This window comes from Acinetobacter sp. YH12134 (genome assembly GCF_013418555.1).
Taxonomy (GTDB): Bacteria; Pseudomonadota; Gammaproteobacteria; order Pseudomonadales; family Moraxellaceae; genus Acinetobacter; species Acinetobacter indicus.
This window is the reverse complement of the sequence record NZ_VPBT01000002.1, coordinates 164,941-177,994: the sequence shown is the minus strand read 5'-3', so window position 1 is coordinate 177,994 and position 13,054 is coordinate 164,941. Positions and strand designations below refer to the sequence as shown.

At 46.6% G+C, this 13,054-nt stretch carries 16 protein-coding genes; 9 read left to right on the top strand and 7 right to left on the bottom strand.

The features are described 5' to 3' along the window. Positions 1 to 53: 53 nt before the first annotated feature. Together FTU69_RS02355 and queG are read right to left on the bottom strand one after the other, a co-directional pair. The gene (locus FTU69_RS02355; RefSeq protein ID WP_005177388.1) at positions 54 to 269 is read right to left on the bottom strand and encodes a hypothetical protein; all 216 of its coding nucleotides are present in this window, start codon (positions 267 to 269) and stop codon (positions 54 to 56) included. Positions 270 to 389: 120 nt separating this feature from the next. Continuing rightward, on the bottom strand, positions 390 to 1,466 hold the full coding sequence (gene queG / locus FTU69_RS02350; protein WP_180036770.1) for a tRNA epoxyqueuosine(34) reductase QueG: 1,077 nt from the start codon (positions 1,464 to 1,466) through the stop codon (positions 390 to 392). A 41-nt stretch (positions 1,467 to 1,507) separates the two neighbouring features. On the opposite strand from queG, the gene FTU69_RS02345 reads away from it, so the two are divergent. Beyond that, positions 1,508 to 2,965 (top strand): NAD(P)H-hydrate dehydratase, encoded by a 1,458-nt coding sequence (locus FTU69_RS02345; protein WP_180103413.1) that lies wholly within the window; start codon positions 1,508 to 1,510, stop codon positions 2,963 to 2,965. Positions 2,966 to 2,968: 3 nt separating this feature from the next. Beyond that, positions 2,969 to 3,244 carry an acylphosphatase gene (locus tag FTU69_RS02340; protein ID WP_005177399.1) on the top strand — a complete coding sequence of 92 codons (276 nt, stop codon included), beginning with the start codon at positions 2,969 to 2,971 and terminating at the stop codon, positions 3,242 to 3,244. 52 nt (positions 3,245 to 3,296) lie between these two features. Here FTU69_RS02340 and ruvC read toward each other — a convergent pair whose 3' ends face one another. Next, on the bottom strand, positions 3,297 to 3,842 hold the full coding sequence (gene ruvC / locus FTU69_RS02335) for a crossover junction endodeoxyribonuclease RuvC (protein ID WP_045795787.1): 546 nt from the start codon (positions 3,840 to 3,842) through the stop codon (positions 3,297 to 3,299). Between the two features lie 242 nt (positions 3,843 to 4,084). Between ruvC and FTU69_RS02330 the strand changes: the two genes are divergently transcribed. The 3 genes from FTU69_RS02330 to FTU69_RS02320 all read left to right on the top strand — a co-directional run bounded on the left by FTU69_RS02330 (position 4,085) and on the right by FTU69_RS02320 (position 5,956). Beyond that, positions 4,085 to 4,471 (top strand): YkvA family protein, encoded by a 387-nt coding sequence (locus FTU69_RS02330; protein WP_180103412.1) that lies wholly within the window; start codon positions 4,085 to 4,087, stop codon positions 4,469 to 4,471. A 157-nt stretch (positions 4,472 to 4,628) separates the two neighbouring features. Next, positions 4,629 to 5,204, top strand: a complete 576-nt coding sequence (locus tag FTU69_RS02325; RefSeq protein WP_016658253.1) for an FxsA family protein — start codon at positions 4,629 to 4,631, stop codon at positions 5,202 to 5,204. 116 nt (positions 5,205 to 5,320) lie between these two features. Beyond that, complete coding sequence (locus tag FTU69_RS02320) at positions 5,321 to 5,956, top strand: LysE family transporter (RefSeq protein ID WP_005177415.1); 636 nt, start codon at positions 5,321 to 5,323, stop codon at positions 5,954 to 5,956. Here FTU69_RS02320 and FTU69_RS02315 read toward each other — a convergent pair. Further along, positions 5,903 to 6,133 carry a hypothetical protein gene (locus FTU69_RS02315; protein ID WP_005177416.1) on the bottom strand — a complete coding sequence of 77 codons (231 nt, stop codon included), beginning with the start codon at positions 6,131 to 6,133 and terminating at the stop codon, positions 5,903 to 5,905. The genes FTU69_RS02320 and FTU69_RS02315 overlap by 54 nt on opposite strands. A gap of 320 nt (positions 6,134 to 6,453) precedes the next feature. Between FTU69_RS02315 and FTU69_RS02310 the strand changes: the two genes are divergently transcribed. Continuing rightward, complete coding sequence (locus tag FTU69_RS02310) at positions 6,454 to 6,690, top strand: hypothetical protein (RefSeq protein ID WP_370459256.1); 237 nt, start codon at positions 6,454 to 6,456, stop codon at positions 6,688 to 6,690. Between the two features lie 40 nt (positions 6,691 to 6,730). Here the strand turns inward: FTU69_RS02310 and FTU69_RS02305 are convergent, their stop codons facing one another. Together FTU69_RS02305 and metK are read right to left on the bottom strand one after the other, a co-directional pair. Then, complete coding sequence (locus FTU69_RS02305) at positions 6,731 to 7,048, bottom strand: monooxygenase (protein ID WP_104489002.1); 318 nt, start codon at positions 7,046 to 7,048, stop codon at positions 6,731 to 6,733. A gap of 139 nt (positions 7,049 to 7,187) precedes the next feature. Further along, entirely contained in the window at positions 7,188 to 8,354 is a 1,167-nt protein-coding gene (gene metK / locus FTU69_RS02300) for a methionine adenosyltransferase (protein WP_005177421.1), read from the bottom strand. Between the two features lie 642 nt (positions 8,355 to 8,996). Between metK and tkt the strand changes: the two genes are divergently transcribed. The 3 genes from tkt to FTU69_RS02285 all read left to right on the top strand — a co-directional run bounded on the left by tkt (position 8,997) and on the right by FTU69_RS02285 (position 12,219). Next, positions 8,997 to 10,985 (top strand): transketolase, encoded by a 1,989-nt coding sequence (gene tkt, locus FTU69_RS02295; RefSeq protein ID WP_005177422.1) that lies wholly within the window; start codon positions 8,997 to 8,999, stop codon positions 10,983 to 10,985. Positions 10,986 to 11,072: 87 nt separating this feature from the next. Further along, positions 11,073 to 11,522 (top strand): N-acetyltransferase, encoded by a 450-nt coding sequence (locus FTU69_RS02290; protein ID WP_005177423.1) that lies wholly within the window; start codon positions 11,073 to 11,075, stop codon positions 11,520 to 11,522. Positions 11,523 to 11,634: 112 nt separating this feature from the next. Then, the gene (locus FTU69_RS02285) at positions 11,635 to 12,219 is read left to right on the top strand and encodes a YceI family protein (RefSeq protein WP_005177424.1); all 585 of its coding nucleotides are present in this window, start codon (positions 11,635 to 11,637) and stop codon (positions 12,217 to 12,219) included. A gap of 85 nt (positions 12,220 to 12,304) precedes the next feature. On the opposite strand, the gene FTU69_RS02280 is transcribed toward FTU69_RS02285, so the two are convergent. After that, positions 12,305 to 13,015: a glutamine amidotransferase gene (locus FTU69_RS02280; protein ID WP_180103411.1), complete on the bottom strand. Its 711-nt coding sequence runs from the start codon at positions 13,013 to 13,015 to the stop codon at positions 12,305 to 12,307. Positions 13,016 to 13,054 lie beyond the last annotated feature (39 nt).

Here is a 13,054-nt window from a genome sequence, read left to right as displayed (position 1 = left end):
ACAAAGTCCACCTGAAGTGGACTTTGTTGAGTGAGGGAACATGAACTTCAGCATTATTCACGATGGTTGCCGTGCATGTTCTGGTTTTGCAGATCGGCACGGTGCTGTTTATTCAGCATCCGGTCATCCTGTTCATGCTGGTTGTTTTTAGGGCTATCAATAGGCCCTTGGGGTTGCTGCTGTTGCTGTTTTAAATGTTCAGTCTGCTGTTCAAGTTCCTGCTTTTGCTGTTGTTTCTGCTGCTGTTGGTTTTTATGATGCGTTTGCATAATAAATTCCTCCTGATGACAACATCTTTTCTGTTGGATTCCTCTATTGAGCCACAATTCAGTACCACGCGCTGTAGGGCTTGTGTGGGGATCTGTGAGCTTAGGTAAAGAAATGAAAAATTATGCAGATTTGGTCAACTGCTCCTGAATGGCCCAGTCGATATGCACATTCACCACCTCATCATGCAGCGTTTTGGCCTGTTGCAGCTGGGCAATAATATCTGCGGAATAAGGCGCATTGCCCAGACCAATCGCAATATTGCGTTTAAAACTCTGATAACCGGTCCGTCTGAGTGGACTGCCTTCGGTGCAGGCCAGGAAGGTGGCTTCATCCCATTGCCAGAGTTCCAGCAGGCTCATCCGGTCTAGCCCATGACGCGGGGCAAAATCATCCAGCGGAGTCAGCTGGGCAAAACTGTTCCAGGGGCAAATTAACTGGCAGTCATCACAGCCAAAAACCCGGTTGCCAATCGGCCGGCGCAAATCTTCAGGAATAATGCCTTTGTATTCAATGGTTAAATAGGCAATACATTTACCGGCATCCAGCACATAGGGCTCGACAATGGCTTTGGTTGGGCAGATGTCGATACAGGCGCTACAGGAACCGCAGTGCGCCGTGGCCGGTTCATCAAACGGCAACTCAAGCGAGCTAAACAGCTCACCTAATACAAAGAATGAGCCGGATTTTTTATGAATGAGCAGGGTGTGTTTACCGGTCCAGCCCATGCCGGCACTTTCGGCCAGCGATTTTTCAAAGATGGGGGCTGAATCGGCAAAAGGGCGCGATTCAAAATCACCGATTTTGTCCCGAATCAGGCTGGCCAGAGTTTTAAGACGACCGCGCATGACTTTATGATAATCGCGGCCGCGGGCATAACGCGCAATAATGGCGCTATTGGGTGCATCTGGCACGTGTCGTGGCGCAGGCCGATCTACCAGATAATTCATGCGCACACAAATAATGCTTTTGGTGCCTGGCACCAGTAAGGCCGGGTTGGCACGTTTCTCCAGATTTTCGCCCAGAAAATGCATATCTGCCTGATAACCTTGCGCTAAATAGGCTTCCAAACGGGGTAATTCTGCTTGAGCATCGGGCCGGGCAATGACACAATCAGCAAAGCCCAGTGCTAAAGCCTGCGCTTTAATCCATGCTTTTAACTGGACGGGATCAAGTTGATTGACCGGAATATTTTGCATGGCAGGTGATGAGTTCATAATGACAAAACAAGGGAAAAACAATGCATCCACAAGTTTATCATAGCCGTGATATTCAAGCATGGGAGCAGCGCTGGTTTGCTCGGCAAAACTCGTCTTATGGCCTGATGCAGCAGGTGGCCTGGTCGATTGCCCAGCGCGTCGTTCCCGTTTTACAGCAGCACGACTATCAATCTGTCGCCGTTTGCTGCGGGCAGGGCAATAATGCCGGGGATGGCTATCTACTGGCCAAATATTTACAGCAGGCCGGTTTTCAGGTGCATATTTATGCGGCTGAACTCGGACCCTCGCCTGATTTGCAGCAGGCTGAACGCGAGGCCCAAGCGGCTGGCCTAGATATTCAATCCGGTTTTCGGTTTCAACAGGCTTATGAGGTCTATGTTGATGCGCTGTTTGGGATTGGCCTGAATCGTGAACTGAGCGTTGAGTGGCAACAGATTATTCATCAGATGAATCAGCAGCGCGGCTTGAAAGTCGCAATTGATATTCCAAGTGGCCTGGATGCCAATTGTGGTCAGCCTTTACCTTGCGCAATTCAGGCTGATTTGACCTATAGCGTATTGGGTTTAAAAGCCGGACTCTTTACCGGTAAGGGCAAAGCCTACGCCGGACAGGTGGAAGTGATTGCCGCCATTCCTCCCGATGCCGAATTACATGCCATCGCTCAATTGGTACCCACCCAGATTCAGCTGCCGCCACGTCAGGCCTTTGGTCATAAGGGCAGTTATGGGCATGTGCTAGTGGTCGGCGGTCATGCCGATATGGGCGGCGCGGTAATCATGGCAGCGGAAGCAGCGTTTGCGGCCGGTTGTGGCAAAGTGACCGTGGTTTGTGATGCCAAACATCATACGGCTATTTTAAGTCGCGCTCCGAATATCATGCTGCGCGATATTAACACTCTGCAGGATAATGCCATTGAACAGCTGCTACAGCAGGTCGATGCCATCTGTTTTGGTATGGGACTTGGACGTGATGACTGGGCTGCCCGTCAATATGCACTATGGTTGCCGAAACTGTTACAGGCTGAACTGGAACGGGTACTCGATGCAGATGCCTTATGGTTTCTGGCCGCACATCCGCAGCAGTTACCTGAAGGTAGTTATTTAACGCCACATCCGGGTGAGGCGGCGAAACTTTTAGGCCTAACGACAATGGAGGTTGAGCAGAACCGTTTACAGGCCATTCAGGAATTACAGGCCCGTTATGGCGGCCAGTGGGTGCTTAAAGGCGCGGGCAGCTTGATTCTGGAAGATCAGCTCTGGCTATGTACTGCCGGCAATGCCGGGATGGGCACGGGCGGCATGGGTGATGTTCTGTCCGGCATGATCGCCAGTTTAAAAGCACAATATCATACTGAACTCAGTTTACATGAGATTGTCACTTTACATGCGCAAGCTGGAGATGTACTGGCGGAATCCGGTATGCGCGGACTTCAGGCACAGCAGATGAATCAGGCCATTTATCAGGTCGTGAACAGGTGAGAGATGCAAGCACTTAAAATTATTATTCAGGGAAATGTGCAGGGCGTGGGGTATCGCCGCTGGTTTGAACAGCAGGCGCAAGAACTGCAGCTAACCGGCTATGTCAAAAATCTGGACAATGGTGATGTCGAAGCAGAAATTATTGGCGAGGAAATGCAGATTCAGGAAATTCTGAAACGCAGTCTGGTTGGACCATTGCGGGCACAGGTCACTAAAATTGAGCGCATCCCGTTTGATCCGGCAGAACGTGAATACACCCATTTCCAGATGATCCGTTAAGTAGAAACTCCCGATTTGGACATCCCCTCACCGGGATCAAGATGGCTTCCAGTTAGCGCCGTCTGCTGCTAGAACGGCTACGGCCGCGCGCCATACCACCCAGGGCATTCAGTACCGCCATTTTGCTCATACTGCCGGAGGCGTGGGCATGGCAGATGGCAGCGGCCAGCGCATCAGCTGCATCAGCTTGCGGTTTAATGCTTAAATTTAACAGCTTCATCACCATCATCTGCACCTGTTCTTTATCGGCTGCCCCATAGCCGACCACAGACTGCTTGATTTGGCGGGCGGTATATTCCGCCACCTGTAAATCCAGATTGGTCAGTGCGGCAATGGCAGCACCACGCGCTTGACCCAGTTTCAGTGCCGAGTCCGGGTTTTGCGCCATAAAAACCTGTTCAACTGCGGCCTCAGTCGGGCCATGAAATTTTACAATCCGGTCAATACCACCAAAAATACGTTTCAGGCGTTCAGGCATTTCCGTGGTTTCGGTCCGAATGGTGCCGGCATCTACAAAACGCAATTTTGAGCCATCACGCTCAATAATGCCGTAACCGGTAAGCCGGGAACCGGGATCGATACCAATAATCAGTGACATGCCAAGCCTTAAAAAATTACATCAAAATGAATTATATGATTTTACAGCGGTATTGTGTGAGGGAATTTGCAGCAACCGGTGCGGATACTCAAGACTATCAACAATGCTTCAAACTCGCTGGAGCTGCTATTAAAAATAGCAGGGACAATATATAGGTTATCTTGGTAAAAAAGGCTGCATCTTCATTTTGGCTTAAGTTTCGGGGTTTATACTGTACATCTACAGTCAAACCGAGATTGATCATGTCAGGCTGGATAGACCGCTTGAAACACTGGGCCAAGCAGATTAAACGCGATGTATATGCCGTATGGTTTGCCGCACGTGATCCTGATACGCCATTACTGGCCAAGCTGGTGGCGTTGCTGGTGGCTGCCTATGCAGTGTCTCCCATTGACCTGATTCCGGATTTTATTCCGGTACTGGGTTATCTGGATGATCTGATTCTGGTGCCTTTGGGTATTTTGCTGGTGATGCGTCTGGTGCCTGCCGAAATTATGCAGCGTTGCCGTGACAAAGCTGAAGCGGCCAGTCAAAAGCCGCGCAGTACGCTGGCTGCGGCAGTGTTTATCGGGCTGTGGCTGCTGCTCGCGTATGCGGCTTATATTTATTTTTATCGTGCTACAGCATAAAGCTCAGGTCTGTCATTGAAAATATTAATGACAGGCCTGCACTTTAAAAATAGAATAATGCCCATATTGTTACATAAGCGTGTCAAAAAAAGCTTGATGCTGATTAAGCAGTTGATGCCTGCACTCTATTTATTTTGTTGAGATTAGATTAATTTTCATGAAATTATTTCTTATTATTCTGGCTGGTTTAATTCTGGAAGTATTCGTCTGGATCGGCGTGGGTGACCTGGTCGGTAGCATGTGGTACGTGTTCTTCTGGTTTATTGCCGCCTTCTTTATTGGTATGAATCTGATCCGTAAGTATTCTGCGGGCATCATGCCACAAATGCAGCAGATGCAGATGGGACAAATGAGTGCAGATCCGGCATTAAGCAATAACTTGCCTAAAATCTTTGCAGGTTTCCTGCTGTTGATTCCAGGTCTGATCACCGATGTGCTGGCTGTGCTGATTATGATTCCGGGCGTACAAAATGCCTTTAAAGCGGCCATGATGAAAGCGATGATGAAACGTCAGCAAGCCATGATGAACCAGATGATGGGGGGCATGATGGGCGATATGAATGGCATGGGTGGTGGTGCACAAGGCCAGAATCCGTTCGCCGATCTGATGCGTCAGATGCAGGACATGCAAAACCAGCAGGCGGGCCGCGACTCGACTATTATTGATGGTGAAGCGCGCGAAGTGACGCCAGAAGCAAAAAAAATTGAAATGAAAGATGTGAATAAACACTAAGCCATCTTTATTTGAAAAACCGGATCTGCAAGGATTCGGTTTTTTTATGCTTGCAGTGCTCGTATATTTTTGAACGGGCGATATAATAAATGACTTTTTAAGCTTCTCCCTGTGTTATGTCCTTACTGTTGACCATTTGTGCCTTACATTTTGTGGCACAGCTTAGTCCCGGCCCCGATATTATTCTGATTGCCAAAAGCTCGGCATCGACCACACGTCGCAATACCATTCATATTATTGCCGGAATTTCATTGGGCATTGTGCTGTGGGTGGTTTTAACCCTGCTGGGCTTTACCGTTCTGGTCGAGCAGTTTCCATGGATTCAGCAGGTATTGATGCTGATAGGCGGTTTGTTTCTGGCGAAAATGGGCTGGGCCATGCTCAGTGGCGGACTACGCAGTTTAAAACAGTCTAGTGCACTGGAGGATGTGCAGGCACAGAGCTCTGCACAGAAAAACTATTTTTTACTGGGCCTGTTCACCAATTTATCTAATCCTAAAACCCTGATTTATTTTAGCAGTGTATTTTCATTGGCGCTCAGTTCATCGGCCAGTGATTATTTAAAAGCACAGCTGGCAGTGATTATTCCGCTGCAAACCTTCCTGACCTTTGTGTTGCTGATGCTGTTATTGTCACAGCCGAAAATTAAGGCGGTGTACCAGCGTTCAGGCAGTTATATTGATATTTTATCGGGCGCCTTATTCCTGATTTTTGCCCTGTGGCTGGGCTATGACGCCATCGGTATGTTCTGATTCAGAATCTGGTTGATCCTGTTCACTAACCAAAGCAGAAACAGCCGTTTCTGCTTTTTTATGGGCAGATGAATAACGGTTTGGTGCCAGAGTGGTTTCGGTATTTTCAGAGCCATGAAAACGGCGGCTGCGGTTGGCGCGTTCGCGTAATCCGCCTTTTTTGATCAGTTGTACCATCTTCATCCTCCTGTATTTCAGTCCGCTAGTTTAAACAAAAGGGCAGCCGGATGCATCTGACTTAAGAGTAGTCCGATAAAATTATTGGCAGAGAATACGGTGTTAAAGCAGCAGCTTAAGTGTCTGAAAGCGTGCATAAAAAGATAAATAAAGTCAACAAAAGCAGGCAGGGTTTACTTAAGCTTACATAGACTCACCAGTAATAGAGCTTGCTATGCTACACAGGCTCACATAAGATAAAACAATATTACAAAAAGCGTTTTTCGCATGATGTAAAAATAAAAAACAAGAATTACAGTAAATTAGGAGAACTGCCTATGCTGTACCATCAATACCATTGCTCATGTTGCAATCAAGTGGTGGCGTCAACAGAAAAAGAATGTCCAAATTGCGGTTCACACAATATTCGTAGTCCTTATGGTTTCTGGATGTTCTGTATTTTAAGTTGTCTGGCCTTTGCGGTTATTTTTAAAGTCGTGCATGTCTATTTGCAGGACCATCAGGAAACCCCGACACAGCCGACTTTATTGGAAGTCTTAAAACAGGAATCCAGCTAACTGGATTCCTTGAATCTGATGAGCTTAACTCAACTTTCGTTTAGCGGGATGACGCCAGAAAAGCGGCCTGATTCAGCACCGACAGTTCAGTATTAATGTCAAAAATTTTCCCGTGAATCTTGTCGATGCCAAAACTTTGCAGACGCGCCGTGTGCATCTGTAAATATTGTTCTGCATGATGCTTTGTATCAAACAGGTAAATCCCGCCAGCCTGCTGGGTGTCACTATTTTCGGTCCAGATTTTCCAGATGAGACCTGGTTCCTGGTTAATACTGGCTGCCAGCTCGCGATAGGCCGTGGCCATTTCTGCGCCAAAAGGGCCATTTGAAGGGAAATCAACCTGAAGAATTACCGCCATCATGTTCATCCTGTTTTAAATGTTCCATCTTATTGTAAACAGTTTATGTTTTTATAAAATGATATTTCTGCCCAGAATTGCGATAAAGCAGACAATAAAAGACCCATCACGTGGATGGGTCTTTTAATATCTTCAGAGCTTAAAGGCCAGCAGCGGCTTTTAAGATATCGACTTTGTCGGTTTTTTCCCAGGTAAAGGCAGTGTCTGAACCTTCGCGGCCAAAGTGACCGTAGGCAGCAGTCTGCTTGTACATTGGTTGTAACAGGTCCAGCATACGGGTAATGCCGTATGGACGCAGGTCAAAGTGTTCACGAACTAGCTGAACAATCAGTTCATCAGCCACTTTACCGGTGTTAAAGGTGTTAATTGAAATTGAAGTTGGCTCCGCCACACCAATTGCATAAGACACCTGAATTTCACATTTGTCTGCCAGGCCAGCAGCGACAATATTTTTCGCCACATAACGACCGGCATAAGCAGCAGAGCGGTCTACTTTCGATGGGTCTTTACCAGAGAAGGCACCGCCACCATGACGCGCCATACCACCGTAGGTATCTACAATAATTTTACGGCCAGTCAGACCACAGTCACCCACTGGGCCACCAATCACAAACATCCCGGTCGGGTTGATGTGGAATTTGGTGTCGGCATGGAACATGTCCGCAGGGATGATCTTTTTCACGATTTCTTCAATCACGGCTTCTTTCAGCTGTGCTTGACTAATTTCAGGATCATGCTGGGTTGACAGCACCACCGCATCTAAACGTACCGGTTTGCCATTTTCATAGGCAAAAGTCACCTGGCTTTTCGCATCTGGACGTAACCAAGGCAGGGCACCGCTACGACGCAGTTCAGCCTGTTTTTCCATTAAGCGATGCGCATAAGAAATTGGCGCAGGCATCAGCACATCCGTTTCACGGCTGGCATAACCAAACATCAAGCCCTGGTCGCCGGCACCCTGATCTTCAGGTTTTTGACGGTCTACACCTTGGGCAATTTCTGGTGACTGCTTACCAATCATGTTAATCACGGCACAGGTTGAACCATCAAAGCCGAGGTCAGAATGATGATAGCCAATACCATTTACGGTTTGACGTACAATCGCTTCAAAGTCCACATTGGCTGTGGTTGTGATTTCACCCGCAAGTACGACCGCACCGGTTTTTACAAGCGTTTCACAAGCAACCCGCGCATATGGGTCTTCTTTTAAGATTGCATCCAAAATGGCATCACTGATTTGGTCAGCCATTTTATCTGGATGGCCTTCGCTTACAGATTCCGAGGTAAATACAGCGTACTCGCGCATAAGTCCTATCACAGTTATTTCAAAAGACGCAATATGTTACATCGAGTTAGACTTTAGGACTAGCTCAATACGACCAAATTGGCTGAATTTATTTCAATTCAATGACTTTTTATCTGATATAGGCATTTAAAAAACTGATATAAAATCCAAAACGGTATAGATTCATCATCCGGATAAACTTGAGTTTTAATTCAATAAATCACTATTTTAAAAGCGGCTGTATTCTTATAATTTATATTAGGAATCAACCAATTATATTGTTTTTAGAGTTTTGGGAAAATGCTGTCTGTCATCTTTTGGTCGTCATCATGCTCTAAAATGAAGTCTGTTACTGTTGAGCAGGATTGTGCAGTTTTGAATTAAATTGAATGAATTTCACAATGAGCGCTTTTTTGTATAAAAAACCATCCAAACAGGTCAGTTATGTAACGGGAAAATCCGGATGAGCTACCCGGTTATTCGCCAGAACTTCAATTTTCTCATGCCTCTAGCCAGGAATTGTACGAAAATGCGCAGGCAAACGAATAAATACCGAAAAATTACCGCTGAGGCTTTACCCCATACGCTTTTTTTAAGACAATAGACGTGTTTTGAATTCCTATTCATCTTCCTTTATTAAACGATTTATTTGGACTCTGACCTATGACGACCCCGCTTAATGAACGTCGTATTGCAAACGCAATTCGTGTATTGGCTATGGATGCCGTGCAAAAAGCAAATTCCGGACATCCAGGTGCGCCGATGGGGATGGCAGACATCGCTGACGTGGTGTGGCGTGAATTTTTAAATCATAACCCGACGAACCCGCAATGGGCTAACCGCGACCGTTTTGTTTTATCCAATGGTCATGGCTCTATGCTGCATTATGCACTGTTACATTTAACCGGTTATGATCTTTCAATTGAAGATTTAAAAGCATTCCGTCAACTACACTCTAAAACACCAGGTCACCCGGAATACGGCTATGCACCAGGGGTTGAAACCACCACTGGTCCACTTGGTCAGGGTATTGCCAATGCGGTTGGTTTTGCTCTGGCTGAAAAGACACTGGCAGCGCAGTTCAATAAAGATGATATGCAAGTGGTTGACCATTACACCTACTGTTTCCTGGGTGATGGCTGCCTGATGGAAGGTATTTCTCACGAAGTATGTTCACTGGCCGGTACTTTAGGTCTGGGTAAACTGGTGGTTTACTATGATGACAACGGTATTTCAATTGATGGTGAAGTTGAAGGCTGGTTCTCTGATGACACTGAACAGCGCTTCCTGTCTTATGGCTGGCAAGTGCTGAAAGTTGATGGTCATGATGCAGATGCTATTCGCGAAGCAACTGTGGCTGCCAAAGCTGAAACCGCTAAACCAACCATTATTATCTGTAAAACCATTATCGGTTTAGGTTCACCAAACAAACAGGGTAAAGAAGATTGCCACGGTGCACCGCTGGGTAATGATGAAATCGTGTTAACCCGCGAAGCGCTGGGCTGGACCGATGAAGCGTTTGTAATTCCTGAAGATGTGTATGCTGCTTGGGATGCGAAAACCAAAGGTGCTGAAACTGAAGCTGCCTGGAATGCTACTTTTGCTGCCTATGCAGCAAAATATCCTGCAGAAGCGGCTGAATTAAAACGCCGTTTAAGCGGTGAATTACCAGCAGAATTCCTGGCACAGGCCGATGCCTATATTGCTGAAGTGAACGCGAAAGCAGAAACCATTGCGACCCGTAAAGCCAGCCAGAATACGCTACAGGCTTTTGGTCCATTATTACCTGAATTATTGGGTGGTTCTGCGGACCTGGCTGGTTCAAACCTGACGCTTTGGAAAGGTTGCCAGGGCGTACAAGACAATGCCGCAGGTAACTATGTGCACTACGGCGTACGTGAATTTGGTATGACCGCGATTGCCAACGGTGTGGCGCTGCACGGCGGTTTCATTCCTTATGTAGCAACATTCTTAATGTTCATGGAATATGCGCGTAATGCCGTGCGTATGTCTGCGTTAATGAAGCAACGCGTAATTCATGTTTATACCCATGATTCGATCGGTCTGGGTGAAGATGGTCCTACGCACCAGCCAATTGAGCAGATTGCATCGTTACGTGGTACGCCAAACCTGAACACATGGCGTCCATGTGATACGGTTGAAGCAGCGATTTCCTGGAAATCTGCTTTAAGCCGTGCGGAAGGTCCATCTGCGTTAATCTTCTCTCGTCAAAACCTGCCATTCCAGGCGCGTACTCAGGCGCAAATTGAAAACGCAGCCAAAGGTGGTTATGTGCTGGCTGAAGAAAAAGGGGAATTGAAAGCAATCATCATTGCGACCGGTTCTGAAGTGGCCTTGGCGATGGAAGCACATGCACAGCTTGAAGGTGTACGTGTGGTATCTATGCCATGTGCTGAAGAATTCATGCAGCAAGATGCGGCGTATCGTGAAGCAGTTCTGCCATCGAATATCCGTGCCCGTGTTGCAGTTGAAGCAGCGCATGTGGATTACTGGTGGAAATTTGTGGGTCTGGACGGCCGCGTGATTGGTATGACCACTTACGGCGAATCTGCACCAGCCAAAGATTTGTTCCAGCACTTTGGTATTACCACGGAAGCAGTAGTTGCTGCGGTGAAAGAACTGACGGCTTAATCGCTTAGAAATTTCAAAAAAGACGCTCCGAATGGGGCGTTTTTTTATGCTAGTTTAAAAGGCTGAATGATATAAAAGAAGACCCACATGACAGCAATCAGTATTGTGCCTTTGGCACAGACCAGTCAGCCGCAATGGCAAGCACTTTGGGTCGGTTATCAGGCCTTTTATCAAACCAAGTTATCAGATGAACTGAGTGCCCATACCTGGCAGCGTCTGACATCAGCCGAGTCTGCGCATATGTATGGTTTTGCAGCCCTGCTTGAACAGCAGATGGTCGGCTTTGTACATGTGATTGAACATGACAGCTGCTGGACATTCAAGCCTTATGCCTATTTGCAGGATTTATTTACCCACCCCGATTATCGCGGGCAGGGTGTGGCCAGATTACTGATTGAACAGGTCTATATGGAAGCCAAAAAACGCCAGTGCGACCGGGTTTACTGGCTGACACAAGAAGCCAATCAAACTGCACAAATATTGTATGATAAAGTGGCACACAAGACCGGATTTATTCAATATAAACAAAGTCTGTAACGGCATCCATGCGTTAATCGTTTCATTGCTGCAACAGAACGTTTTATCTGTAGCAATGAACTCTAACAAGAAATCTATACACTAATAAGCATTCAAAAAGCGAGATAAAAGCATGAACTTTAAAGCACTTGTACTTGGTTTGGCGGTCACTTCAGTAGCAACAGCTGCGTTGGCAAAACCAGTGGCGTATCAAATTGACCCGACCCATACGGCAACTGTATTTAGCTGGGATCACTTCGGTTTCTCTACGCCATCAGGTAACTTCTCTAACATTCAAGGTACCATTAATGTTGATGAGAAACAGCCAGAAAAATCATCTGTCAACGTGACTATTCCATTAAACAGCCTGAACACCAACGTCAAAGCGCTGGATGAGCACTTAATGGCAGCAGACTGGTTTGATGCAGCAAAATATCCAACTATTACTTTCAAAAGTACCAAAGTTGAAACTCAGGACAAAAAGAACTTTAAAATCACAGGTGATTTAACTGTGAAAGGTGTAACGAAACCTGTAGTTCTGGATGCGGTACTGAACAAACAAGGTCCACATCCAATGACCAAAGCGGCAACTGTTGGTTTTAATGCCACCACGTCATTTGACCGTTCAGCATTTGGTATCGCCGGTTTTGTACCAAATGTAGGTGATAAAATTACTGTAAACATCACCACTGAAGCTTCTGTTGCTGCGAAAAAATAATCGCAAGAACAGCACAAAAAGCACCCGCTTCAGGGTGCTTTTTTTATGACGATGATAAATGTAAGGACAATTTAAAGCTTTCCGGTCAGCTTTGAGATTTTAAGCCGGCTAGAAACTGACCAAGAACCGTCGCGCTAACCTGTTGCAGTTGCGGCGCGTATTGCTGATGAGCGGCGCGTAAGGTGGGAATATCAATCTGGGCCTGACGTAATTCACAGGTATGGCCAATCAGCCATTTTTCTAAACTGTCTGCTGTAACTTCAGCATGAAACTGTAGTGCCAGAATATGTGGTCCGACCCGGAATGCCTGATTCGGATACAAGTCGGAGCTGGCCAGTAATTCAGCCTGTGCTGGTAAATCAAAAGTATCGCCGTGCCAATGCAAGACCGGTGTGTTGGCTAATGCCGCCAGTGGGTTATGCGCTGCATCTGCCAGACTGAGGCGGCTCCAGCCAATTTCTTTGGCATGGCCAGCATAGACTTTGGCACCCAAGGCATGAGCAATGAGCTGTGCACCCAAACAAATACCAATAGTGGGTAAATTCCTCTCTAAACGTACTTTTAGTAAGTCTATTTCTTGTTGTAAGAAAGGGTAGTCTGTGGTTTCATAAATGCCAATTGGGCCACCCAAAATAATCACTAATCCTTCATGCGCAAACGCCTTTTCTAGATTTTCCACACCAGCTTCAAAATACCGTACCCGTAAACCTTGTTCATACAGGACATCTTCCCACGCGCCGAGGTCTTCAAACGCAAGATGTTGAATGGTATAGACAGTGTCGGGTAAATCGAACATGGCAGATACTTCAGGCTGAAAGGGAGATTTAATGTAACG

Coding starts and splice junctions, on each gene's coding strand:
- FTU69_RS02355 (WP_005177388.1), bottom strand. CDS start 269: ATGCAAACGCATCATAAAAACCAACAGCAGCAGAAACAACAGCAAAAG.
- queG (WP_180036770.1), bottom strand. CDS start 1,466: ATGCAAAATATTCCGGTCAATCAACTTGATCCCGTCCAGTTAAAAGCA.
- FTU69_RS02345 (WP_180103413.1), top strand. CDS start 1,508: ATGCATCCACAAGTTTATCATAGCCGTGATATTCAAGCATGGGAGCAG.
- FTU69_RS02340 (WP_005177399.1), top strand. CDS start 2,969: ATGCAAGCACTTAAAATTATTATTCAGGGAAATGTGCAGGGCGTGGGG.
- ruvC (WP_045795787.1), bottom strand. CDS start 3,842: ATGTCACTGATTATTGGTATCGATCCCGGTTCCCGGCTTACCGGTTAC.
- FTU69_RS02330 (WP_180103412.1), top strand. CDS start 4,085: ATGTCAGGCTGGATAGACCGCTTGAAACACTGGGCCAAGCAGATTAAA.
- FTU69_RS02325 (WP_016658253.1), top strand. CDS start 4,629: ATGAAATTATTTCTTATTATTCTGGCTGGTTTAATTCTGGAAGTATTC.
- FTU69_RS02320 (WP_005177415.1), top strand. CDS start 5,321: ATGTCCTTACTGTTGACCATTTGTGCCTTACATTTTGTGGCACAGCTT.
- FTU69_RS02315 (WP_005177416.1), bottom strand. CDS start 6,133: ATGGTACAACTGATCAAAAAAGGCGGATTACGCGAACGCGCCAACCGC.
- FTU69_RS02305 (WP_104489002.1), bottom strand. CDS start 7,048: ATGGCGGTAATTCTTCAGGTTGATTTCCCTTCAAATGGCCCTTTTGGC.
- metK (WP_005177421.1), bottom strand. CDS start 8,354: ATGCGCGAGTACGCTGTATTTACCTCGGAATCTGTAAGCGAAGGCCAT.
- tkt (WP_005177422.1), top strand. CDS start 8,997: ATGACGACCCCGCTTAATGAACGTCGTATTGCAAACGCAATTCGTGTA.
- FTU69_RS02290 (WP_005177423.1), top strand. CDS start 11,073: ATGACAGCAATCAGTATTGTGCCTTTGGCACAGACCAGTCAGCCGCAA.
- FTU69_RS02285 (WP_005177424.1), top strand. CDS start 11,635: ATGAACTTTAAAGCACTTGTACTTGGTTTGGCGGTCACTTCAGTAGCA.
- FTU69_RS02280 (WP_180103411.1), bottom strand. CDS start 13,015: ATGTTCGATTTACCCGACACTGTCTATACCATTCAACATCTTGCGTTT.